Annotated in this window: 17 protein-coding genes; 15 read left to right on the top strand and 2 right to left on the bottom strand. The window is 43.9% G+C overall.

Going from position 1 to position 21,763, the window contains the following annotated elements; genetic code table 11:
- Positions 1-6: 6 nt before the first annotated feature.
- The 6 genes from RZO55_RS18960 to RZO55_RS18935 all read left to right on the top strand — a co-directional run bounded on the left by RZO55_RS18960 (position 7) and on the right by RZO55_RS18935 (position 8,461).
- The gene (locus RZO55_RS18960) at positions 7-3,330 is read left to right on the top strand and encodes a bacterial Ig-like domain-containing protein (RefSeq protein WP_318065824.1); all 3,324 of its coding nucleotides are present in this window, start codon (positions 7-9) and stop codon (positions 3,328-3,330) included.
- 172 nt (positions 3,331-3,502) lie between these two features.
- The gene (locus tag RZO55_RS18955) at positions 3,503-5,359 is read left to right on the top strand and encodes a sensor histidine kinase (protein WP_318065823.1); all 1,857 of its coding nucleotides are present in this window, start codon (positions 3,503-3,505) and stop codon (positions 5,357-5,359) included.
- Positions 5,360-5,364: 5 nt separating this feature from the next.
- A complete protein-coding gene (locus RZO55_RS18950; RefSeq protein ID WP_318065822.1) occupies positions 5,365-6,096 on the top strand; it encodes a LytR/AlgR family response regulator transcription factor in 732 nt (243 codons plus the stop codon).
- 16 nt (positions 6,097-6,112) lie between these two features.
- Positions 6,113-7,054, top strand: a complete 942-nt coding sequence (locus tag RZO55_RS18945) for a hypothetical protein (RefSeq protein WP_318065821.1) — start codon at positions 6,113-6,115, stop codon at positions 7,052-7,054.
- A gap of 184 nt (positions 7,055-7,238) precedes the next feature.
- A complete protein-coding gene (locus RZO55_RS18940; RefSeq protein WP_318065820.1) occupies positions 7,239-7,910 on the top strand; it encodes a hypothetical protein in 672 nt (223 codons plus the stop codon).
- Between the two features lie 401 nt (positions 7,911-8,311).
- A complete protein-coding gene (locus tag RZO55_RS18935) occupies positions 8,312-8,461 on the top strand; it encodes a hypothetical protein (RefSeq protein ID WP_166432488.1) in 150 nt (49 codons plus the stop codon).
- Between the two features lie 47 nt (positions 8,462-8,508).
- Here the strand turns inward: RZO55_RS18935 and RZO55_RS18930 are convergent, their stop codons facing one another.
- On the bottom strand, positions 8,509-8,916 hold the full coding sequence (locus RZO55_RS18930; protein ID WP_318065819.1) for a hypothetical protein: 408 nt from the start codon (positions 8,914-8,916) through the stop codon (positions 8,509-8,511).
- 232 nt (positions 8,917-9,148) lie between these two features.
- On the bottom strand, positions 9,149-10,498 hold the full coding sequence (locus RZO55_RS18925; protein WP_318065818.1) for a PspC-like choline-binding domain-containing protein: 1,350 nt from the start codon (positions 10,496-10,498) through the stop codon (positions 9,149-9,151).
- Positions 10,499-10,607: 109 nt separating this feature from the next.
- Here RZO55_RS18925 and RZO55_RS18920 point away from each other — a divergent pair, with 109 nt between their 5' ends.
- The 9 genes from RZO55_RS18920 (at position 10,608) to RZO55_RS18880 (ending at position 21,737) form a co-directional block, all read left to right on the top strand.
- Positions 10,608-10,775: a hypothetical protein gene (locus RZO55_RS18920; RefSeq protein WP_318065817.1), complete on the top strand. Its 168-nt coding sequence runs from the start codon at positions 10,608-10,610 to the stop codon at positions 10,773-10,775.
- Positions 10,776-10,866: 91 nt separating this feature from the next.
- Positions 10,867-12,801 carry a thiamine pyrophosphate-binding protein gene (locus RZO55_RS18915; protein ID WP_318065816.1) on the top strand — a complete coding sequence of 645 codons (1,935 nt, stop codon included), beginning with the start codon at positions 10,867-10,869 and terminating at the stop codon, positions 12,799-12,801.
- A 23-nt stretch (positions 12,802-12,824) separates the two neighbouring features.
- The gene (locus RZO55_RS18910; protein ID WP_318065815.1) at positions 12,825-13,799 is read left to right on the top strand and encodes an NAD-dependent epimerase/dehydratase family protein; all 975 of its coding nucleotides are present in this window, start codon (positions 12,825-12,827) and stop codon (positions 13,797-13,799) included.
- The gene (locus RZO55_RS18905; protein ID WP_318065814.1) at positions 13,789-14,952 is read left to right on the top strand and encodes a class I SAM-dependent methyltransferase; all 1,164 of its coding nucleotides are present in this window, start codon (positions 13,789-13,791) and stop codon (positions 14,950-14,952) included. The genes RZO55_RS18910 and RZO55_RS18905 overlap by 11 nt, the downstream gene beginning before the upstream one ends.
- A gap of 9 nt (positions 14,953-14,961) precedes the next feature.
- Entirely contained in the window at positions 14,962-16,029 is a 1,068-nt protein-coding gene (locus RZO55_RS18900; protein ID WP_318065813.1) for a zinc-binding dehydrogenase, read from the top strand.
- Positions 16,030-16,033: 4 nt separating this feature from the next.
- Complete coding sequence (locus tag RZO55_RS18895) at positions 16,034-17,041, top strand: glycosyltransferase family 2 protein (protein WP_318065812.1); 1,008 nt, start codon at positions 16,034-16,036, stop codon at positions 17,039-17,041.
- Complete coding sequence (locus tag RZO55_RS18890) at positions 17,038-19,230, top strand: glycosyltransferase family 2 protein (protein WP_318065811.1); 2,193 nt, start codon at positions 17,038-17,040, stop codon at positions 19,228-19,230. The genes RZO55_RS18895 and RZO55_RS18890 overlap by 4 nt, the downstream gene beginning before the upstream one ends.
- A 1-nt stretch (position 19,231) precedes the next feature.
- A complete protein-coding gene (locus RZO55_RS18885; protein ID WP_318065810.1) occupies positions 19,232-20,221 on the top strand; it encodes a glycosyltransferase family 2 protein in 990 nt (329 codons plus the stop codon).
- A 97-nt stretch (positions 20,222-20,318) separates the two neighbouring features.
- Positions 20,319-21,737: an undecaprenyl-phosphate glucose phosphotransferase gene (locus RZO55_RS18880; protein ID WP_318065809.1), complete on the top strand. Its 1,419-nt coding sequence runs from the start codon at positions 20,319-20,321 to the stop codon at positions 21,735-21,737.
- Positions 21,738-21,763 lie beyond the last annotated feature (26 nt).

The following is a 21,763-nucleotide window of genomic DNA, read 5'->3' as shown; positions in this document are numbered from 1 at the left end:
GATGAGATGGTTTTAAACAAAAAATCCCGCTTTTTAAGCGGGGTACTCATTGCTGCACTGCTTATAACAGCAGTACCAGTATATGTGTATGGTGAGACAGGAGAATTATTGAGTTCAAATGATCATGATGCATCTTCAATCGCAGACTGGATTGGAAAAAGCATTGATACCGAAAGCAATTTCGATTTTACTTCTATATTCCCGAATGCTGACTGGTATCAGTACAATGATTTAAATCTTGTAGCAGAACCTTCACCAAAAGATAGAAATGATAACGATGAAAAGAATGAAATTATTGAATATAGTGCAGCTTATGATTCTAAAACTACAGATGTGGGAAAAATTTATAAAGATTATATTTTAAGCACTCCAGGATATTACAATCTAAATGCGTCTGTTCAGGTATTCCCCTATATGAATGCAGATAAAGGAGCGATCCGGATTGAACTGTATGATAATACAGAAGGAAGCGGCGTACCCGTTGGGAGCAGTTATGAGGTGAGTAAGAGTTCAGCTGGGATCAATACCGGTAATCCAGCCTGGGAAACAGTTACAGCTCCAGTTTTGTATGTGAAATCAAAAGTTAAAATGATCCGTGTCATACTGGAAGCATCAGTCACTTATCCAGATGATGCAAGTGATTTTGTTGATTTTGATGGGCTGAGCGTAATCCTTACGCAAGCGCCAGCTCCCCCAATTATTTCAAATTTAAATAGTGATCTTGTAACCTATACCGAAGATGAAATGCCGGTACCTCTGGATCAGGATCAAAATGTTACAGTAAAGGTAGATGACAGTTTCGGCAGAACCTACGAGACCGGTTCGGTTACCGCTTCCATTACCAGTAATGTCGTTGCCTCAGAAGATGTGCTGGAGCTTACTCAAACAGGAGGTATTACACTGTCTGGAGACAATGTTTCCTATAACGGAACACCAATTGGCACGTATTTGGCAGGGGGAACAGGAATGAATCTAACCGTCTCGTTGAATGCCAATGCCAGTGATACCAGTGTCGCTGCTCTGTTAAAGGCGATTGTATACAAAAATACAAACGCAGCAAATCCCAATATTAATCCCAGAACCGTAATGGTATCGGTTTCAGATAACTTCAATGCATCAGAACCAGTCTATACTACGGTGCAGGTACAACGTGTAAATGATGCTCCAGTCAGAAGAAGCGGTATAGGAGCATCTTCAACCAACAGCATTCCGGTAAAAACACCATATAACCTGGACTTAGGTACAATATTTGAGGATCCTGACACGGATCCCCTAAACTATAAAGTAAAGGTAAATGACAATGCGGAGGAGATCATCAATAAAGACTATACATTTACCCCAACCGCCACAGGATCATATACCCTGGTGTTTAAAGCCTATGACGGAAATGATGAATCCACGGACACATACACAGTAACCCTGAATGTGAAACAGCCAAACCGTGCACCGGTGAGGAAAAGTGGATTAGAAGAATCAATGTCAATTACAACTCCGGTAAATTCCCAATTTTATATAGGCCTGGAAAATGTATTTGTGGATCCGGACGATGATCCATTGACCTTTATGGTAAAGATTGACGATAACCCTGAAGTATCAGCCGATGATCACTTTAACTATACAGTTACTTCGGCAGGATCCCACACCCTGGTGTTTAAAGCCTATGACGGAATGCTGGAATCAACCGAAACCTATGCTATATTAATTACAGCAACAAAAGTCCCGCTAAGATCAGTCACACAGCCTGACGCAGTAACCGGAATCCCCAATGGTTCAGCAAAAACAGCTGCTGCACTCGGTCTGCCTGAAACAGTAAGTCTTGTTACTTCTTCAGGACTTAAAGACGCAGATGTCACCTGGAATGTGGCAGCCTGCACCTATGATCCGGATCAGGAGCCAGAGCAGACTTTCGATGTGGAAGGAACAGTCAGTCTTCCTGACTATATCAGTAATCCGGATGGTATTTCCTTAGATGTAACTGTCCGTGTTACGGTTAAATCTAAATTGCCGGCGGATATGACTCTGGTGAGCATTGTACCGGTAACTCCCATTACCGGCATTCCCAATGGCTCAGTGAAAACGGTCTCATCACTGCAACTGCCTGACAATGTCATTCTTGAAACTGATCAGGGAACTGTATCAACAGGTGTCACCTGGAATGTGGCAGCCTGCTCCTATGATCCCGACCAGAAAGCAGCTCAGACCTTCGAGGTGGAGGGTACCATTAATCTGCCTGCCAAAGTGGTTAACCCGGATGGAGTATCCCTTTCTGTCACTGCAGAGGTAACTGTTGATGCAGAATCATTGACTGATAAAACGCTGAAACGGATTTATTCTATCTCTCCTGTAAAAGGAATTACAAACGGGACTGCCAAAACATTGACTGCATTGGGGATTCCAGCTAAAGTTCTGCTGGGAACCGACGACGGAAACGTTCAGGCGGATGTGGACTGGGATCTGGACTCCAGTTCCTATGATCCGGGCTTAAGTGAAGAGCAGATATTTACCATAGATGGAACCGTAGAGCTGCCGGATAACGTAATTAACCCGGCGGGTATTCCTCTGGAAGTAACCGTTGAGGTAACGGTCCTTGAAGAAGAGGCAGAGCAGGAATACTATACTCTTCGGATCAGGGTGGCAAAAAGGCCGGATAAGGTAAGCTATACACTTGGAGAGGATTTGGATACCCAGGGGCTTGAGGTAACAGAATATCAGAAAGCCAGTCCCTCAAATGCAGTCAGAAAAATAGCTTTATCAGAGGATCAGTATGATCTGGAATATAATCTTGCCAGAACAGGAACACGGCACGTTAAGGTTATTTATTACGGTACAGACAGGAATGGTAATGAGAAAGAGTTTAAAGATGAATTCACTGTCAGGGTAAAAGAACCACCGCGGGATCACAACAGCGATGATGACGATGATGACAGGGAGATTATAGAGCCTGGATGGAAATCAACAGGCGGAGACGAAGATCATTACTATCCAGGAACCTGGAAGCAGGACGATACTGGCTGGAGACTTTCCGGAAAAGATGGAAGCAGAGTGGCAAACCGGTGGGTGTACACGGACTGGTCAGGATCAAAGGACTGGTATTTCTTTGATGAAAAAGGTTACTTGGTAACTGGCTGGTTTGATTACAAAGGAAATGTCTATTATTTAAATCCGGTCAGTGACGGTAAAAAGGGCTCCATGTATACCGGATGGAATATGATTGATGGTAAGTGGTATTATTTCAGCGAGGCAGCAGATGGAACGAAAGGTTCCATGCTGAGAAATACAGGAACTTCCGATGGACATCGGGTGGGACCGGATGGGGCTCGTATTTCTTAAAATGTCTTTTTTCAGAAACAAAATATGAGAGAGGGTAAGCGGTAAGCAGCATCAATAACCGCTTGCTCTTTTTCTTATGTCACAATATAAGTAAAATTTTTATCTTGCCATATGTTTCCACAAATAGTAAAATGAAACAAAAATGCAACTGGTCTGAGGGAAGATAAAAATAATGAATGATAAACGCAAAAAAAGTAGAAATGCCCTGTTATTTTTAATTCTGTCAGTATGCATTATATCAGGGCTGGTCAGTATCAGGAATCAATATATTACATATCCCATATCAGATGGATTCTTAAACCTGTCAAATGAGAACATAGAAGATAAGGCAATTCGGTTAAATGGCACCTGGAAATTTTATGAAGGGACATTCGATACAGACGGCGCCCGCCAAGCCGGATCATTAAATGTACCCGAAAGCTGGCGCGGGACGGTAATTAACGGGAAAAAGCTTGAAAAACACGGCATCGGCGTGTACGAACTCCGTTTAAGAGTTCCTTCTCCGGGAGATTACTGCATGAAGCTTAATTATGTGTCCAGCGCATATGAACTTTCCGTTGATAACAAAAAGATTTTGGAGAATGGAACGGTTGGGGTGGATAAGAATTCCGAAATTCCAAGCTGGACCTCTCAGTTTGTCTACTTTCATACAGATAGAAAGGATCTGGTGATCCGTCTGAAGGTATCTAATTTTCACTGCAACAATGGAGGTATCGTACTCCCTGTGTATTTTGGCAGGCAGGCACCTCTTATCCGGTTTCAACTATTCAATCTCATGAAGAACATTGGCTTTATCGGCATCCTTGCAGGTATGGCGTGCTATTTATATGTTTTTAACTGGTGCCTGAATAAGAAAGCACAGTCTGTATATCTATGGATTTTTTGTATCTCCGTATTGGTCGCTGCTTCTATTATAGACGGTGAAAGTCTGGTCAGTATTTTCCCCTTTCTTACCATCAATGCTGTTTTGAAGATTGAGTATGTGTCCTTTATGGTCCAGATTGTAGCCATTCAGTATTTTCTGTGGAGCATGTTTCCAGAGCTTGGAAAAGCTCACCCCCTTTATTTTTTAAAGGGTCTGGATTTTGTTTATACCGCTGTTCTGATTTGTCTTCCTGCCTTGCCCCTTTTGTATGATGACAGGATTTTTGTGCCGGTCCTGGTGATCAATGCATTTTGTTATTTCATGCTGATTGCTAAAGCATTTCGTCTGAAAAAACCAAATGCCGGCCCGATTTTTCTCGGTTATTGTGTATATGTCCTGTCCTGTATCTTACAGATTGTGGATATCCAGCATCATATTGATGTCACTTATGTAAGCGATTTTAATTTCTATTATTTTGGTGTCCTTTTTTTCCTTCTTAGCCAGGGGTACGTTCTGGCAGTCAATGTGGAAGACACCTTCCGTCAGTCGGAACTTGCCCATGAAATGGAAATCGCATCTCTTCAGGCTCAGATTTCCCCTCATTTTCTGTTTAATATTCTCAATAACATATACTGCCTCATGGATTCAAATATTAAGACAGCGAAAAATATGCTGATGTGTCTGTCTGATTTTTTAAGGGTGAAATACCGGTTTGATTACAGGACTTATACGCTTTATCAGCTAAGGGAGGAGTTTGATCTGGTGAAAGCCTATGTGGAACTGCAGAATGTGAGAATGAATGGTGCCTTAAAGCTTATTATTGATGCACCGGATGAACTTCTTTCAAATGAAATTCTACCCCTTACCCTTCAACCCCTTGTGGAAAATTCCATTAAGCACGGATATGATTCCGGTGAGCTGGAAATTCGGATCAGTGTTACACCAATCGGAGAGATACTGGTAATTTGTACTGAGGATAACGGGAAAGGAATTCCGCCGGAAGTTCTTGAGACCATAGGTCGTAAGGATACTACAAAAAACGGGGTCGGAATCAGCAATATCAATTACAGGCTTAATATATGCTTTAACAGCAGGCTGGTCATTGAAAGCCAGTGGTTAAAAGGAACGAAGATCAGCTTTCAGATACCAAAGAGGGGAGAATAGTTAAAATGCAGGTTGTAGTGATTGATGATGAAAGAAATTCAATTGAATATCTTACGGAATTATTGAAGAAAAAGGGAGAGTTTACTTTAGCTGCAGCATTTACTGATTCCAGAGAGGGTCTGGCATATTTACTGAAAAATCCATGTGACCTGTTATTTCTGGACATTGATATGCCGGGAATTAGCGGAATGTACATTGCAGAACAGATCAGCAGTCTTTATCCACAGACGAAAATCTGTTTTGAAACTGCGTATAATGGGTATGCTGCAAAGGCATTTGAACTGAATGCAGTGGATTATTTATTAAAACCATACACGGAGGAACGGTTCTTTAAGTGTCTGGATAAATTAAAGAACACCGCTGCCGGGAAGGAGATATTTAAGGAGATCAGCGGGCAATGTGCATATAATTTAGATATGATCTGCGGGTTTAAGGAGGAAGATATTGTTCTTATACCTGCGGCTGATATATTTTATATAGAAGCATTACAGGGAACCTGTATGATACATACCAGGGATTACGTGTTCCGTGGCAATAAAACCCTGAATTTCTATGAGGAGAAGCTGAAGAAAAATTCGTTTTTCCGGACTCATAAGTGCTATCTGGCCAATTTAGCCAGAGCAGACCGGTTCCGCCCGCGGATTAATTATACCTATGATATGTATTTTAAGGATATTCCGGATGTGATACTGGTCAGCCGGAACAAGGTAAAGGAACTGAAACAATATTTCAATTAACTCAGGAGGTAGAAATATGAGCGAAAAAGTCAGGGTAAGTGAATTGAAGGCAGGAGATATTCTTTTGCTGGAACCAAGTGAAGACAAGATCTCAAAGATTATTGCATGGGTCACCAGATCGGCGGTAAGCCATACTGCATTGAGCTGCGGACCCGGAAAGGTAACAGGAACCGTAATTGAAGAAACCCCTCCCAGTGCAATCGAGGCTACCATCCTTAACAGAACAGCAAGGACAGCCTATGTCATGCGGTTAAATCCTGAAAACAGCAGCTGCCAGCCGGTCATGGACATTGCAGCCCGGTATGTCAGGGATCAATTGCCATATGCCCGCGCACAGCTGCCTTTTATCGGTCTTTACTGCATCACCAATAACATATTGGGGGATGCCGGGCTGCAGGGCATTATAACAAAGCTTGTAAAGCTTGCCATGGGAATTTTAATCGAACTGGAGGATGCAGTGATTTATAATGGCAGGGAGGCCATGATGTGCTCTCAGTTTGCTTATCACTGTTATAAAGAAGCAGGAGCAGAATATGAGATTCACATAAAGGGGGATACAGGTTTTCGTCTGATCGACCAGATCATGGAGGTCATACAGAAGGACCCTGACGGATATAACAGCCGGATCTTTGCTGTAAATGGGGAAAACCGGGTCGTAACCGACGAAAGTGTGGATGAAACAGTCAGTGAGCTATATGAAGCTCTAAGTAAGAACCAGGCTGTTCCGCCGCTTTTGTCTGCCAAGGAACTGCCGGACAGCATTATTATAGAAATAACCCGTTTCTGCATTCAGTTTGTAAAGACTTTTTTAGAGGATGCAGACAAAAGCCGGGAGGATGCTGTTTATTATCTGACGAAGCTGGAGGATATGAGAGAGTACTTCATTTCTCCATGTGACTTGTTTGAGAATACCTTAAACTTAACCTGCATTGGCACCGTTGATTATGAAGGTTTATAAGGATTCTTATAACCGTTTATCACGCTGATTTTACTGGTTATGGCGGCTTTTTGCATCTTGTGGATATTCCGCCTCCGGAAAATAAAATATAGATATAATGTAGCCAGCTGGTGAAGAGAAACCAGCTGGCTTATTTTTTGTGGAAATAAAAGCCGGAGACAGCATATTAGGAAGGCGGAATCAAATGGACTGTGAAAAAACGAAACTATGGCTCAATGATCACGGCGTGATACTGGAGGAAAGCTTTTATACAGCACTAAATAACCTGGCAAAGTCCTACAAGGTATCAAATGACTTAAGACTACTTGAGGAAGTTTATCAGAAACTGGGGGTAAATAAACAGGCTGTTTCCTGGTGGAAAAACCATCCGTACAGTACTCAGGCAAAGGAATCCAAAAAACAGGTAATTGCTTCCTGCGCAAAAGTGTTTGGCTTAAATCCAGAGGAAGCAGAGCTTCTGGCTAATAAGGCAGGGATCTCCATTTTTAGTGACCACGATTTCTGTGGATATTTCAGACAGTATTTAGATGGCAGAAGGGGAAGATACAAGTCAATCTGTGAGGCAGCCAATGTCAGTGAGCGGATGCTTCAGTATAGCAGGAGTCAGAAGCGCCCATCAAAGGAAACGCTGCTGGCAATTGCCATCTCACTGGGACTTGGAATTGACGAGATACAATCCCTGCTTAGAAAGGCAGGTTATGCATTATCAGCGTCTCTTCCCAATGATGCGGTTGTCTGCTGGTTCCTTTCCGGTGACAGAAAGACCGATGGGTCAGTTCCGATTCTGTTTCGTATCAACGAAGTGCTTTTTGAGCTTAAGTTTCCTCTTCTTATGACACGAGTGAAAAACTCGTAAATCTTATGGAATTACCTGATTATAGAAAGATATTGATAGCCGGACATAAGTCCGGCTTTTTGAGATTGAAAAATCAATAAATAGATATATGGCATTAAAAATGTGAAAAATCTGACGAGATAAAAAAGTTAAGTATGTATTATAAAAATTACAAAATAATCTAGTATAATTGATATCAATTATGTCGACAATATAAGATTTGAGGGAATCGCACATTTAGTGGCGCGCTTTTTTCGACAGGGCATATGTAGTACTTTGTTAAAAATCGCCATGGTAAAATGAATAGTTTTGAGCAAGAAAATATAAAAAATGTCGAAAAATGCGATAAAATTTACTTTTCAAACACTTCGAAAGGACTTATATTGATTACAAGTAAAGCAGAAAAGGAGGGGGTATCTTTTATGACAGATGCTGAGAAGCTGCGGATTGTAGAAATGGAGAAGGAGAAGCTGATGGAAGAAAATTCGAGACTCCATAAAGTGATTGAAAGGTTGAATCAGACGCTGAACAGATTGATCGGACGTTACATAAGTACTGACAAAATCGCCTGACAGGGGATGGGTAAGGAGTGCAGGGGGGCACTCCCGGTATGTCCCTGTCAGGGATCAATCCCCTCATGGGAGATTTCCTGTCCGCTTATATTTAGTCCTTTGTTTTTACGTACCATTTCCCAGATTGTCTGGTGCATCCATTCAATGGTTTTATTCAGCTTCTCATTTTCAATCTCCAGTTCAGTAATGCGGTCGCCCATCCGGGCGATGACTTCCCGGTTATTGTTAACTTTGTGAGGTACAAGCAGACGCTTCACATAAGGAGACGACGAGGCTATGATCTGGGAAGACAGCAGTTCGTCCCTTTCTTCACAGGACAAATCCATAAATGCCTGATAACTGATGGACAACGGCAGCATGTCCACTTTGCATTTCGGGCATACAGCATTCCTTTCCAGCTGATAATAACCATAATACCCGCATCTGGAACAATAGTATACGGAAAGTTCTCTCATTAGTCTCCTCCTTTTTTTGTTTAGATATTAAACAACCTACTCCTATATATATAACGTTAAATCGACAAAAATATAACGCAAAAACAGAGATATCGATAAAAATATTTCTATTTATCTATATTGTACATTCAATCGGTTCCCAATTGTTAAAAAAAAAATAAAAATCCGCAGCGGGTTCGCTGCGGATTTTTTGGCAATTGAACGGATGTTTCATTTATAGCGGTGCTTTGTATTACTGAATAACACCATTTACATCAACAACATAGAACTTTTCGTTGGTGTCTTTATAATCTCTGAAGCCTGCGCCAAGCTCTGGCTTAATTGTGGACTTGGAAGTAGAGGAAGCTGTCTGAAGAGAACCATTGGTATTTACCAGATAGTTTTTGCCGTTCAGAGTATATGGAGCAAATTTTAAATCAGCATCAGCTTCTTTTCTTAAACCGTTATCGTAAAGGGTGTCATCAAGAATGCCGGTATAGCCCTGACCCTTTTTAGATCCTGAAGTCGCAAAGTACCAGATCTGGTTCTCGCCTAAATCCTCATCATAGATGGTCTGTTTACCAGTTTTAATAACGCCGTTGTCTGCGAAATAGTAGTTTGCAGTATTTCCGTCTTTCAGAGTTACAACTTCAAGACCTGTCTGCATTTCACCTTTAGTATTAAATCCGTATTTCTCGGAATTTACAGTAAATATTTCAATACCCTTTTCCGCAAAGTAAGGAGCACCGTCTTTAAAGAAGAACCAGTGCTGTTCGCCTTCTGCGCTGATGCCTTCGATGCCTTCGATTTCTTTCCAGCCATCGACTCTTGCACCGCTTTCGTCATAGTACTGATAGCCTGCTGCTAAAAACGTATTGTTGTCAGTATTTTCGGCCGCTTCTGAAGGAGTTGCTGTTACAGGAAGTTTGTACCAGCCAGTCTGCATTTCACCATTTACAAAGGTGTAGTAGTTACCGTTGATTTTTTTGTCTACTTTGTCTGTTAACATGGTACCGTCTTTGTCAAAATAGAACCAGGCAAATTCATTCTCAGAGTTTTCATCAACGCTTTCAAGCTGAAACCAGCCTGTTTTCTGTGCGCCGTCATTTTCGTCACCCAGATAATAAGTGGAACCTTCGATCTCTACCTTTCCGGTAAGCATCTGTCCCTGATCGTCAAAGTAATACCAGTTGTCGTTAATCTTCTGCCATTTGGATACAACGGCTTCTCCGCCTTTTCCGTAATAATGCCAGTAGTTTTCTGGTGAATCAGGGGAGTCCCAGTAGCTGTCATTGGTGACAGAGACCCAGTAATTGGAGACTCTTTTTCCAGTCTCGTCTACATAGTACTCATCAATTTCCTGGCTGGTAGCGATCTCGCCATCCTCATTTAAGTAATACCAGTCATTACCGTATTTCTTCCAGGAATCAGTAGCGGCGTAATCACCCTCCTCATAGAATTTCCATGTACCATCTTCTTCTACCCAGCCAGTTGCTTTGGCATAGACAGTTGAGGCTGTGTTTAAGATCCCAAATTGTGGGGCTGCAGCAGTTAAAATACCGGCAGCGGATAATACAGCCATCAATTTCATTTGCTTTTTCATAAATATGTTCTCTCCTTTTTTGCAGTAAGTTTTATCGTGGCCGAAAATCCATAGTTGCATTACTCTGCGATTATAACGTACATGAGCCAAACAAAGAAAGTGTGGTTTGATGGCAGATATGGAAGGCGCTTACAAAACAGGAGAAAAGTTGAGAACAGGCAGGGGTTTCCCTTCTGGTATGGGAACCCTGCAATGCCGTGAATACGGGGAATTCGGGAGAATTCTAAGAAAATGGAGAAAGAAACGGAAGAAAAATGGAAATGCAGGAAGGAATTAGAAAGTAAGAAAACTTTAATAGGAAAATAAAGTTCGGTGTGGTATAATCACAGACAGATCATTACCATTCCTTAATAAAGGAGAAAATAATCATGAGAATGAAAATATCCAATTATATTGCCCAGAGGCTGGTGAAACTCGGTGTCTCCCAGGTGTTTACCGTGACAGGAGGAGGTGCCATGCATTTAAACGATGCATTGGGTCATCAGGAAGGGCTTAATTGTCTCTATAACCACCATGAGCAGGCATGTGCTATTGCTGCGGAGTCCTATGCCAGAATCAGGGGACGTATGGCAGCTGTCTGCGTGACGACAGGCCCGGGGGGTACCAATGCCATAACCGGAGTGTTAGGCGGCTGGCTGGATTCCATTCCCATGCTGATTTTATCAGGACAGGTCCGTTATGATACCACGGCCAGATGGTCCGGTGTAGGAATCCGTGCCATGGGGGATCAGGAATTTGATATTACCAGAGCTATTGACTGCATGACCAAATACAGTGAGATGGTGATCGATCCCATGAGAATCCGCTACTGCCTTGAAAAGGCAGTCTATCTTGCGTATTCCGGACGCCCGGGGCCATCATGGCTGGATATACCTTTGAATGTCCAGGGAGCTTACGTGGAAACCGATGATCTCATGGGATTTGATGCAGAAAATTATGAGCAGGGCGGTGATGGCTGGGCAGCTGAATGCGAAGCAAAGATCCGTGAGGATGCGTGTGGTTGTGGTGAAAAACGCCAGATACTTCCCCAGAAGCCGGATCGGGATACGGTGCGAGAAATTCTTTCAAGAATCAAAAAGGCTTCTCGTCCTGTAATCAATGCAGGGAATGGAATCCGCATCGGACAGGCCCATGAAGCTTTTCTCCGGGTGGTTAAGAAGCTGGGAGTGCCGGTTGTGACAGGCTGGAACAGCCAGGACTGCATTTACGATGAACATCCTCTGTACACCGGAAGAGGCGGAGGGATGGGAGACCGTCCGGGTAACTTCGCTATCCAGAACAGTGATCTGGTGCTTTCACTTGCCAGCCGCTTAAGCATCCGTCAGGTGGGGTATAATTATGCCACCTGGGCCAGAGAGGCCTTTGTAATTGTCAATGACATTGATCCCGAGGAACTAAAGAAACCCTCCGTTCATGCTGATGTGTGTATTCATGCACACATCAGTGAGCTGCTGGCTGTGCTGGAGGACCTTTTGGATCATGAATTTATGGCAACGGCAGATAAACCGCTCTTTCAGGGAGGAAAGGGAATTGACTCCCTTACCTGGAACGAGACCTGCCGCATGTGGAAAGAGACGTACCCTGTGGTACTTCCCAGACATTATAATCAGGAAGAGGGGAAGGAAGTCAATATTTATGCATTTATAAAAGAATTAAGTCTGCGTCTTCCCCCCAATCGGATTACTGTGGTCGGCAATGGATCAGCCTGTGTTGTGGGAGGTCATGCATATGTCATCAAGCCCGGCCAGCGTTTTATTACCAATTCTGCAGTAGCCTCCATGGGATATGACCTGCCTGCAGCCATCGGCGCTGCCAAGGCGGATCCAGGAGAAGACATTATCCTGGTGACAGGAGACGGAAGCATACAGATGAATCTGCAGGAGCTGCAGACAATTATACACCACCGTCTCCCAATTAAGATATTTGTAATTAATAACGGCGGTTATCATTCCATCCGGCAGACGCAGAAGAATTATTTTGGTGAGCCCCTTGTGGGAATCGGGGAAGACAGCAGAGATTTAAGCTTTCCTGATATGGAGAAGCTTTCCGCTGCATACGGATATCCCTATGTCTGCGCCTGCCACAACGGTGAGATTGACCAGGCACTCCTTCACACCCTGTCACAGGACGGGCCTGTGATCTGCGAAGTATTTGTCAGCAGGGACCAGAATTTTGAGCCAAAATCAGCGGCTAAGCGTCTTCCCGACGGAACCATGGTATCCCCTCCGCTGGAGGATTTATCCCCGTTCCTTTCTGAGGAAGAGATGGAGCACAATATGCTCATACCCAGAATCAGGGATTAGACTTATTACAGGGAGGAAATACGGTGAACGTTGTTGTAACAGGAGCGACCAGCTTCCTGGGAAGAGCGGTGGCGGACCGACTTTTAAAACAGGGCAGCAAAGTCTATGGTGTGGTTCGTCCCGGCTCACAAAACATGAGATATTTACCGGCAGACCAGCCGGGATTTATGGTAATAGAGCGGGAGTTAGAAGCACTTGATACACTGGATCAGGTGATCGGAGGGACTTGCCAGGCATTCTATCATTTTGGCTGGGATGGATCAGGAAGTGAGAACCGGATGAAGCGGGAGGTTCAGCAAAGGAACGTCAGGGACTCTTTAAAGGCATTAGAGGGAGCCATGCGTTTAGGCTGCAGCCGTTTTCTCTTCAGCGGTTCCCAGGCGGAATACGGAATCCATACCGGTCCGCTTTCAGAGGATACGGTCTGCGATCCTGTCTCTGAATACGGAAAGGCAAAGCTGGATTTTTTAAGACAGGCCGAAGAAACGGCCAGCAAGTGGAGACAGTCCGGGATCTCTTCCATGGAATATATTCATGCGCGGATTTTCAGCGTATACGGACCAGGAGACCACCCATGGTCCCTGGTGGAAAGCTGCTTAAGGGCATTTGGCAGAGGAGAATACATCTCTCTTGGAGAATGTACACAAATGTGGAATTTTTTATATCTGGAAGACTGTGTCCGGGCGCTGATGCTTTTAATGGAAAGTAAAAAAGAATCAGTTTCCGGAATTTATAATGTTGCAGCGCCGGAATGTGAGACGAAGCCTTTGAGAGAATACATCCGGCAGATGTATGAAACCATGGGATATCACGGCAGCTACAGCTTTGGTAGAAGACGTCCCAACGCAGAGGGACTTGTAAATCTGATTCCGGACATAAGAAAACTGGAGGAAGAAACCGGATTCTGTCCCCATGTAAGCTTTTCAGAGGGGACCCGGAAAACATGGGGATATGAAAAAAGGATTGACATGGAGGGGAAAATGTGGTATGAGAGATAGGATTTGTATTGTGTGTAAACAGGCGCTTGACGGGGAGCCTTTGCTGACATTAGATCAAATGCCGGCATCTGCACAGGATATACCGGGCCAGGAGGATCTGGCAGAGGACAGAGGTATCTGTTTGAATCTTCATCAATGCAGCTGCTGCGGGCTGGTCCAGTTTGACTGTGAGCCTGTGCCATATTATAAGGACGTAATCCGGTCAGGAGGCTTTACCACCACCATGGTGGAGTTAAGGCAGCGTCAGTACCGGCATTTTATCGATTCGTATCATCTGGAAGGGAAGAAGCTCATTGAAGCAGGATGCGGCCAGGGAGAATTCCTTTCTGTTCTTTCCGGGTTTCCGGTTACTGCCTGCGGAATCGAACACAGGGAGAGTCTGGTTAACCTGGGAAAAGAAAAAGGGTTGAATGTCTGGAAGCAGTTTGCAGAGGAAGGTGAGATTTTAAAGGCTCCCGATGGCAGCATGAGCGGACCCTATGATGGGTTTTTGTCCTTTAATTATCTGGAGCATCAACCGGATCCGGTTGGGATGCTTCGCTGTATTGCAGAGAATTTAACGGATCAGGGCGTAGGTCTAATTACCGTGCCCAGCCTTGAATATATTTTAAAGTATGACGGTTACTATGAGCTTATCCGGGACCACATTGCCTATTATACCTTTGATACACTGCGCTTTGCAGCAGATCAGGCTGGCTTTGAGGTGCTTGAGGAGGAAATGGTTAACCGGGATACGCTTTCTGTTATTGTCAGAAAGAAGAAAAGCCCGGACAGGCTTGATGTGTCCGGTCTGGTTCAGAGCCGTGTTATCATTGGTGAGGAGTTAAAAAAACTGGCGGGCAAATTAGAGTCAGAGGGTAAGCGCCTTGGGATCTGGGGAGCCAGTCATCAGGGATTTACTCTTGCCTCAACTACCGTAATCGGAGAATTTGCAAGATATATCATTGATTCCGCTCCCTTTAAGCAGGGCAGATTTGCGCCTGCCTCCCATCTGCCGATTGTGGCACCGGATTATTTCCATAAGGACCCTGTAGATGTTATTTTAATTGTGGCACCGGGCTATACGGAAGAGATTGCCCGTACGATTGTGGAAAAATTTGGTTGGAATGTAGAGATTCTGGCGTTGAAATCCAATCATTTGGAAAGGATATAAGTAGAAAGTATGAAAGCATTTGTCTTAATTGAACCGGGAAAAGCAGGCTGGCATGACGCGCCGGAGCCGGAACTTACACCATACGGGGCGATTCTTCGGCCTGTTGCAGTTGCTCCGTGCTCCTCTGATGTCCATACCGTTTACGGAGGGGGTTCAAGAAAAGCACCAAATCTGGTATTGGGTCATGAATGTGTGGCGGAAATTTTAGAAACCGGTGAGTTTGTCAAGGATTTTAAGCCTGGTGAGATTGTTGCAGTTCCTGCCATTACCCCAGACTGGAGAGCTATGGGGATTCAGGAAGGAAACTATAAACATGCATCTGCTCCGTTTTCCGGCCATCAGCTGGGAAGATCCATTCCAGGCGTATTTGCAGAAAAGTTTCTGATCCCCGATGCGGATACCACGCTGGCAAAGATTCCCAAAGGAGTTACCCTGGAGCAGGCACTGATGTGCGTTGATGTGGTAACCACCGGTTTTACAGGAGCGGAATATGCAGACATTCAATTTGGCGATACGGTAGTGGTGATGGGGATTGGCCCCATCGGTCTGATGGCAGTGGAAGGCGCCAGGCATTTAGGCGCAGCACGCATCATTGCAGTTGGAACCAGACCTGTATGCACCAGACTGGCTGTGGAATTTGGGGCAACGGAAGTTTTAAGCTATAAAAACGGCAATATTGTGGATCAGGTGATGGAACGGACGGGTGGCCTGGGAGCCGATGGCGTTATTATCTGCGGGGGCGGAGACGAGGTGTTTACTCAGGCCGTTGATATGGCAAGATATGGAATCGGAACCATTTCCAATGTCAATTATTTTGGAGGTACCGGTAATCTTGCGTTTCCCAAATTTTCCGGCGGCAGGGGAATGGCTGGAAAAACCATTCATACGGAACTGGCAAAAGGCGGGAGAGTCAGGATTGAGCGTCTCTTAAAGATGGTTCAGTATGGAAGAATCAATCCCCAGAAGCTGGTGTCCCATCACCTGCACGGACTGGATGAGGTGGAGACTGCGCTCCAGCTGATGAAAGAAAAACCCGCAGATTTAGTAAAAGTGATGGTGCAGACAGATGGGAAGTGAACAGATGAAAACAATTAGCATTGTAGTTCCCTGCTATAACGAGGAAGAGAACGTAGAAGCCATGTATCAGGCGATTAACGGCGTTTTTGCCAGGGAGTTGAAGCAATACCGTTATGAAATTATTTTTATTGATAATGATTCTGCAGACAGGACCAGGGAATTAATCCGTTCGTTATGCGCAAAGGATAAGGATGTAAAGGGAATTCTGAATGCGAAGAATTTCGGGCAGTTCAACTCCCCGTACTATGCCATGCTCCAGTCGGAAGGGGACTGCACGATCTTAATGGCAGCAGATTTTCAGGACCCGGTTGATATGATCCCCAGATATGTAAAAGAATGGGAAGACGGTTATAAGATTGTAATCGGAATCAAGAAGTCCAGCAAAGAGAGCAGGATCATGTACTGGCTGAGGAGCTGTTACTATAAGATGATCAAAAAACTTTCAGATGTGGAACAGATAGAGCATTTTACCGGATTCGGACTGTATGATAAAACATTTATTAATGTTTTAAGGCAGCTTGACGATCCGACTCCCTTTCTCAGGGGAATTGTGGCAGAGCTGGGCTTTAGAAGAAAAGAGATCCCTTACGAGCAGCCAAAGCGCAGGGCTGGTAAAACCAGCAATGATTTCTTTAAGCTCTACGATGCAGCCATGCTTAGTATCACTTCCTATACAAAGGTCGGACTTCGTCTGGCAACTATTTTTGGAAGCATCTGTTCCTTCGCAAGCATGATGGTCGCCCTTATTTATCTGATTTTAAAGCTGGTTTACTGGGACCGTTTCCCGGCAGGGATGGCGCCGCTTTTGATTGGCATGAGCTTCCTGGGTTCTGTTCAGATCTTTTTTATCGGTCTTGTAGGTGAGTACATTCTTTCAATTAATGCCCGCATTATGAAACGTCCTCTTGTCATTGAAGAAGAGCGGATTAATTTCACATGCAAAACTAAGGAAGATACAGATGAGGATCTGCTTCTTACGGCAGCCTCCATGGAGGATGGGAATCAGAGATGAAATATAAGATTGACGTAGCAAGGATCCGCGATAATTCCATCGTATTAAATGGCTGGGTAATCGGAAAAACTCCGGAAGAAACAGCAAAATTCCAGGTACTCGATGAGCAGGAAAATCCGGTCCAGTTTAAATATGTACCGGTTCGAAGAGATGATGTGAGTCAGATCTATTTTAAGAAGACGGTTGAGAAGGACCTGGGTTTTGACATCCGGATCCCATATGTCAGGGACAGTAAAAAAGACCGTACTCTGGTGATACACTGTGAAAACAAATCAGTCCGTGTAAAACTGAATGCGGATATTATTGAAAAGCAAAACAGTTCCGCACATAAGAAGTCCGCCAAATTAAAGAGCATGATGAACAAACAGACGATGCAGTCTGCCATGGACTTCCTGATGGAGAACGGTCTGAAAGCCTTTATGATCAAATCCAGGCATAAGCTTCAGGGAATTGACAGTGATTATGACTATACCGAATGGGTGTCCCTTACGAAAACTACAGAGGAAGAACTGGCGAAGCAGAGACAGACCGTGTTTGATTACAGACCGAAACTTTCCGTTGTTATACCTGCATTCAAAACGCCGGAACGGTTTTTAGCTGCTATGCTGGATTCACTTCTTGCCCAGACTTATACCAATTGGGAGGTCTGCGTTGCAGACGGAAGTCCTAAGGGAGAAGGGGTGGAACGGGTACTGAAACGTTATGCCATAAAGGATGAACGGATCCGTTACGTGATACTCGGGGAAAACAAGGGAATCGCCGGCAATACTAATGCTGCCATTGAGATGGCTGCAGGTGATTTCGTTGTACTTGCAGATCATGACGATACCCTCGCTCCGGATGCCCTCTTTGAATGTGTGAAAGCTATTAACGAGGATCCTGAGGTGGATGTGGTTTATACAGATGAAGATAAGCTGGATATTGATGGAGGCGAACTGTTTGAGCCGCATTTCAAGCCCGATTTCAGCCCGGATTTATTAACCAGTGTCAACTACATTTGTCATTTATTTGTGGTTAACCATGAACTTCTTCTGGAAGTAGGGGGATTCAGACAGGAATTTGACGGAGCCCAGGATTATGATTTTATTCTGCGATGTACGGAAAAAGCAAGAAAAATCTGCCATATTCCCAAAGCACTTTACCACTGGCGCTGCCACCAGGATTCCACATCCAGTAATCCGGAAAGCAAGCTTTATGCCTTTGAGGCAGGTGCGAGAGCAGTCAAAGCCCATTATGACCGGTTGAATATCCCTGTGAGTTCCGTTGAAAAGGGCATTGATTATGGGATATACCACACTACATTTGAGATTGAGGGAGATCCCCTGGTATCTGTGATTATTCCAAACAAAGATCACAGCGCTGATCTGGATTTATGTATGCGCTCTCTCATTGAACGATCCACGTATCAGAACCTGGAATTTATTATAGTGGAAAATAACAGTACAGATCCGGTAACATTTGACTATTATGAAAAGATTCAAAAGGAATTTGAATTTGTCCATGTTGTGACGTGGGAGAGAGAATTCAATTATTCAGCCATCAATAATTTCGGTGTTTCGTTTGCGAAAGGAGAGTATCTGTTATTCTTAAATAACGATACAGAGCTGATTAATCCGGAAAGCATGAAAGAGATGCTTGGCTATTGCCAGAGGGAAGATGTGGGAATTACCGGAGTCAGGCTTTTGTATTCCGATGATACCATTCAGCATGCAGGAGTGGTTGTGGGATTCGGTGGAATTGCGGGTCATACCTTCATCGGACTGCATAAGGCAGAAAGCAGCTACTTCAACCAGGCCATGTGCGCAAGGAACTACAGTGCCGTTACTGCGGCGTGTATGATGAGTAAGCACTCCCTGTTTGATAAAGTGGGCGGTTTCTCGGAAGATCTGGCTGTTGCCTTTAATGACATTGATTACTGCATGAAGATCCGTTCTTTAAATAAACTGGTGGTTTATGCGCCCTATGCCCTTTTCTATCATTACGAGTCCAAATCCAGAGGACTTGAGGACACGCCTGAGAAAGTGGAACGCTTTAACCGGGAGATCCGAAAGTTTTCAGAAAAGTGGCCGGATATTTTACGGGACGGTGATCCTTACTATAACCCCAATTTAACTCTCCGCAAATCCAATTTTGCATTGAGAGATTTAAAGAAAGAAAAAATAGGGGAACCCTATCAGTTAGAGGTTTAAGATGCCAAAGAAAGTAACCATCATTATACCAAATTATAATGGATTAAAATTTATGGAACCCTGTTTTAAAGCCTTGAAAGCTCAAAGTGATCAGAACTTTGAGCTTCTTGTGGTGGATAACGGTTCCACTGACGGCAGCGTTAATTGGCTGAAGGATCATCAGATTCCATCTATATTTCTGGAGGAGAACACAGGCTTTTCCGGCGCGGTCAATATTGGGATTCAGGAGTCCGCTACTCCCTATGTCATCTTATTAAACAATGATACGGAGCCGGAGCCGGATTACGTAAAAGAGATGGTAAAGGCCATAGAGCGCTCTCCAAAGATCTTCTCTGTCAGCAGCAAGATGATTCAGCTATACCATAAGGATCTCATGGATGATGCCGGTGATATGTACAGCGTACTGGGCTGGGCCTATCAAAGAGGTGTGGGACAGAAAAGTAACGGCTATAAAAAGGCCTGCAGGGTATTTTCTGCCTGTGCCGGTGCCGCCATTTACAGGAGAGAGGTTTTCGGTAAAATCGGAGGCTTTGACGAGATGCATTTTGCATACCTGGAAGACATGGACGTGGGGTACCGGGCCAGAATATGGGGCTATGAGAACTGGTACTGCCCCAAAGCAGTGGTTTACCATGTGGGAAGCGGAACCAGCGGTTCCAAATATAACTCCTTTAAAGTAAAGCTGGCTGCGAGAAACAATCTTTATTTAAATTATAAAAATATGCCCCTGCTGCAGCTGATCCTTAATCTCATCCCCCTTCTAGCAGGTATGGCAGTAAAATATTTATTTTTCCGCCGTATAGGATTCGCTTCTGATTATATAGAAGGAGTAAAAGAAGGCATAAGGACTCTGAAAAAAACGAAAAAAGTACGGTTTCAAATGTCCCGCTTTGGAAATTATATAAGAATTGAGGGAGAATTGATTTTCGGAACATTTATCTATGTATGGGAATTTCTGAAAAGGAAACTAAAAATTGACAGGACAATTTAAGAATAATTTAATGGCATCATATTGACATATCATGTATAATTAACGGGAAATTATCATGGAAGAGTATGAGTCATGCAAGTAGGAAGGTTTTGCTGCTATGATTAAAGATAATCAGAAAAAATTTAACGGGTTCCATGTAGTACTGGATGGACTGGTCATTATTTTATCTTATGTGATTGCCTGGCTTTTGCTTTTACTTGGCAACCAGATATTCAGTCCCTATAAACAGGTTCTGCCTCCACAGTACTATTTTGCGGCGCTTCTCCTGATTTTGCCGACCTATCTGCTCCTCTACGGCATTTTCCAGCTGTATGCACCGAAGCGGGTTCAGGAAAGACGATACGAGTTTACTAATATTTTAAAGGCCAACGTTTTCGGGCTTTTGTTGTTTGCCCTCAGTCTGTTTCTGGCTAAGAAGAACCCGTTTTTAGGTAACTTTTCAACCAGAATGGTCTTTTATTTCTTTGCTGTCAATGTGATTCTGGAGACGGCTGAGAGGAATTTCATCCGTATGGCGCTCCACTCCATGCGGTCGAAGGGATACAACCAGAAGCATATTCTGCTGCTGGGTTACAGCCGGGCAGCGGAAGGCTTTATTGACCGGGTTCTTATGAATCCCGAATGGGGGTATCAGATTAAGGGAATCCTTGATAACAACAATGAGTGGGGGTTTGAATATAAAGGAATTCATGTCATTGGAAAGGTGAGTGATTTAGATGAAATACTCGCTCTTAATTCCCTTGATGAGATTGCCATTACCTTAAGCATCAGCGAATATGCAGATCTGGAGCGGATTGTGGCCTCCTGTGAAAAATCAGGCGTTCACACCAAATTTATACCCGATTATAACAATATGATTCCCACAAGACCTTATATTGAGGATTTACAGGGGCTTCCCGTAGTGAATATCCGGCGTGTGCCGTTAACAGACCCGGTAAATGCCATGATAAAACGGGCGGTAGATATATTCGGTGCTTCCTTTGCCCTGGTCTTATTTTCACCGGTTATGCTTGTAACTGTCATATTAATCAAGCTTACTGCTCCCGGTCCTCTGATTTACAGGCAGGAGAGGGTAGGGCTTCACAACCGGTCATTTCATATGTACAAATTCCGGTCTATGGTGGTACAGGCTCCTTCAGAAGAAAAAATGAGATGGACGACAAAGCACGATTCCAGAGTGACACCTGTCGGGCGTTTTATCAGAAAGAGCAGTATTGATGAGATGCCTCAGTTTTTTAATGTCTTAAAGGGAGATATGAGTCTTGTAGGTCCCAGACCCGAACGTCCGCTTTTTGTAGAGAAATTCAAAGAAGAGATTCCCCGATACATGATCAAGCACCAGGTACGTCCCGGAATCACAGGCTGGGCGCAGGTGAATGGTCTGCGGGGGGATACTTCCATTACAAAACGGATAGAGCATGATCTGTATTATATAGAGAACTGGACACTTGGATTTGATTTTAAAATCCTGTTCCTTACCATGTTCAAAGGGTTTATTAATAAAAATGCGTACTGATTTCGGTTACGACACAATTAGGATGA

Origin of the sequence: Clostridium boliviensis (assembly GCF_033342255.1) — a bacterium.
GTDB classification, from domain to species: domain Bacteria; phylum Bacillota; class Clostridia; order Lachnospirales; family Lachnospiraceae; genus Lacrimispora; species Lacrimispora boliviensis.
The sequence above is the reverse complement of the archived record's forward strand: the minus strand, read 5'-3'. Positions and strand labels throughout refer to the sequence as shown.

What these genes read in the sequence shown, in the direction of transcription:
- RZO55_RS18960 (WP_318065824.1), top strand. Translation starts at nt 7, where the DNA reads ATGGTTTTAAACAAAAAATCCCGCTTTTTAAGCGGGGTACTCATTGCT.
- RZO55_RS18955 (WP_318065823.1), top strand. Translation starts at nt 3,503, where the DNA reads ATGAATGATAAACGCAAAAAAAGTAGAAATGCCCTGTTATTTTTAATT.
- RZO55_RS18950 (WP_318065822.1), top strand. Translation starts at nt 5,365, where the DNA reads ATGCAGGTTGTAGTGATTGATGATGAAAGAAATTCAATTGAATATCTT.
- RZO55_RS18945 (WP_318065821.1), top strand. Translation starts at nt 6,113, where the DNA reads ATGAGCGAAAAAGTCAGGGTAAGTGAATTGAAGGCAGGAGATATTCTT.
- RZO55_RS18940 (WP_318065820.1), top strand. Translation starts at nt 7,239, where the DNA reads ATGGACTGTGAAAAAACGAAACTATGGCTCAATGATCACGGCGTGATA.
- RZO55_RS18935 (WP_166432488.1), top strand. Translation starts at nt 8,312, where the DNA reads ATGACAGATGCTGAGAAGCTGCGGATTGTAGAAATGGAGAAGGAGAAG.
- RZO55_RS18930 (WP_318065819.1), bottom strand. Translation starts at nt 8,916, where the DNA reads ATGAGAGAACTTTCCGTATACTATTGTTCCAGATGCGGGTATTATGGT.
- RZO55_RS18925 (WP_318065818.1), bottom strand. Translation starts at nt 10,498, where the DNA reads ATGAAAAAGCAAATGAAATTGATGGCTGTATTATCCGCTGCCGGTATT.
- RZO55_RS18920 (WP_318065817.1), top strand. Translation starts at nt 10,608, where the DNA reads ATGGCAGATATGGAAGGCGCTTACAAAACAGGAGAAAAGTTGAGAACA.
- RZO55_RS18915 (WP_318065816.1), top strand. Translation starts at nt 10,867, where the DNA reads ATGAGAATGAAAATATCCAATTATATTGCCCAGAGGCTGGTGAAACTC.
- RZO55_RS18905 (WP_318065814.1), top strand. Translation starts at nt 13,789, where the DNA reads ATGAGAGATAGGATTTGTATTGTGTGTAAACAGGCGCTTGACGGGGAG.
- RZO55_RS18900 (WP_318065813.1), top strand. Translation starts at nt 14,962, where the DNA reads ATGAAAGCATTTGTCTTAATTGAACCGGGAAAAGCAGGCTGGCATGAC.
- RZO55_RS18895 (WP_318065812.1), top strand. Translation starts at nt 16,034, where the DNA reads ATGAAAACAATTAGCATTGTAGTTCCCTGCTATAACGAGGAAGAGAAC.
- RZO55_RS18890 (WP_318065811.1), top strand. Translation starts at nt 17,038, where the DNA reads ATGAAATATAAGATTGACGTAGCAAGGATCCGCGATAATTCCATCGTA.
- RZO55_RS18885 (WP_318065810.1), top strand. Translation starts at nt 19,232, where the DNA reads ATGCCAAAGAAAGTAACCATCATTATACCAAATTATAATGGATTAAAA.
- RZO55_RS18880 (WP_318065809.1), top strand. Translation starts at nt 20,319, where the DNA reads ATGATTAAAGATAATCAGAAAAAATTTAACGGGTTCCATGTAGTACTG.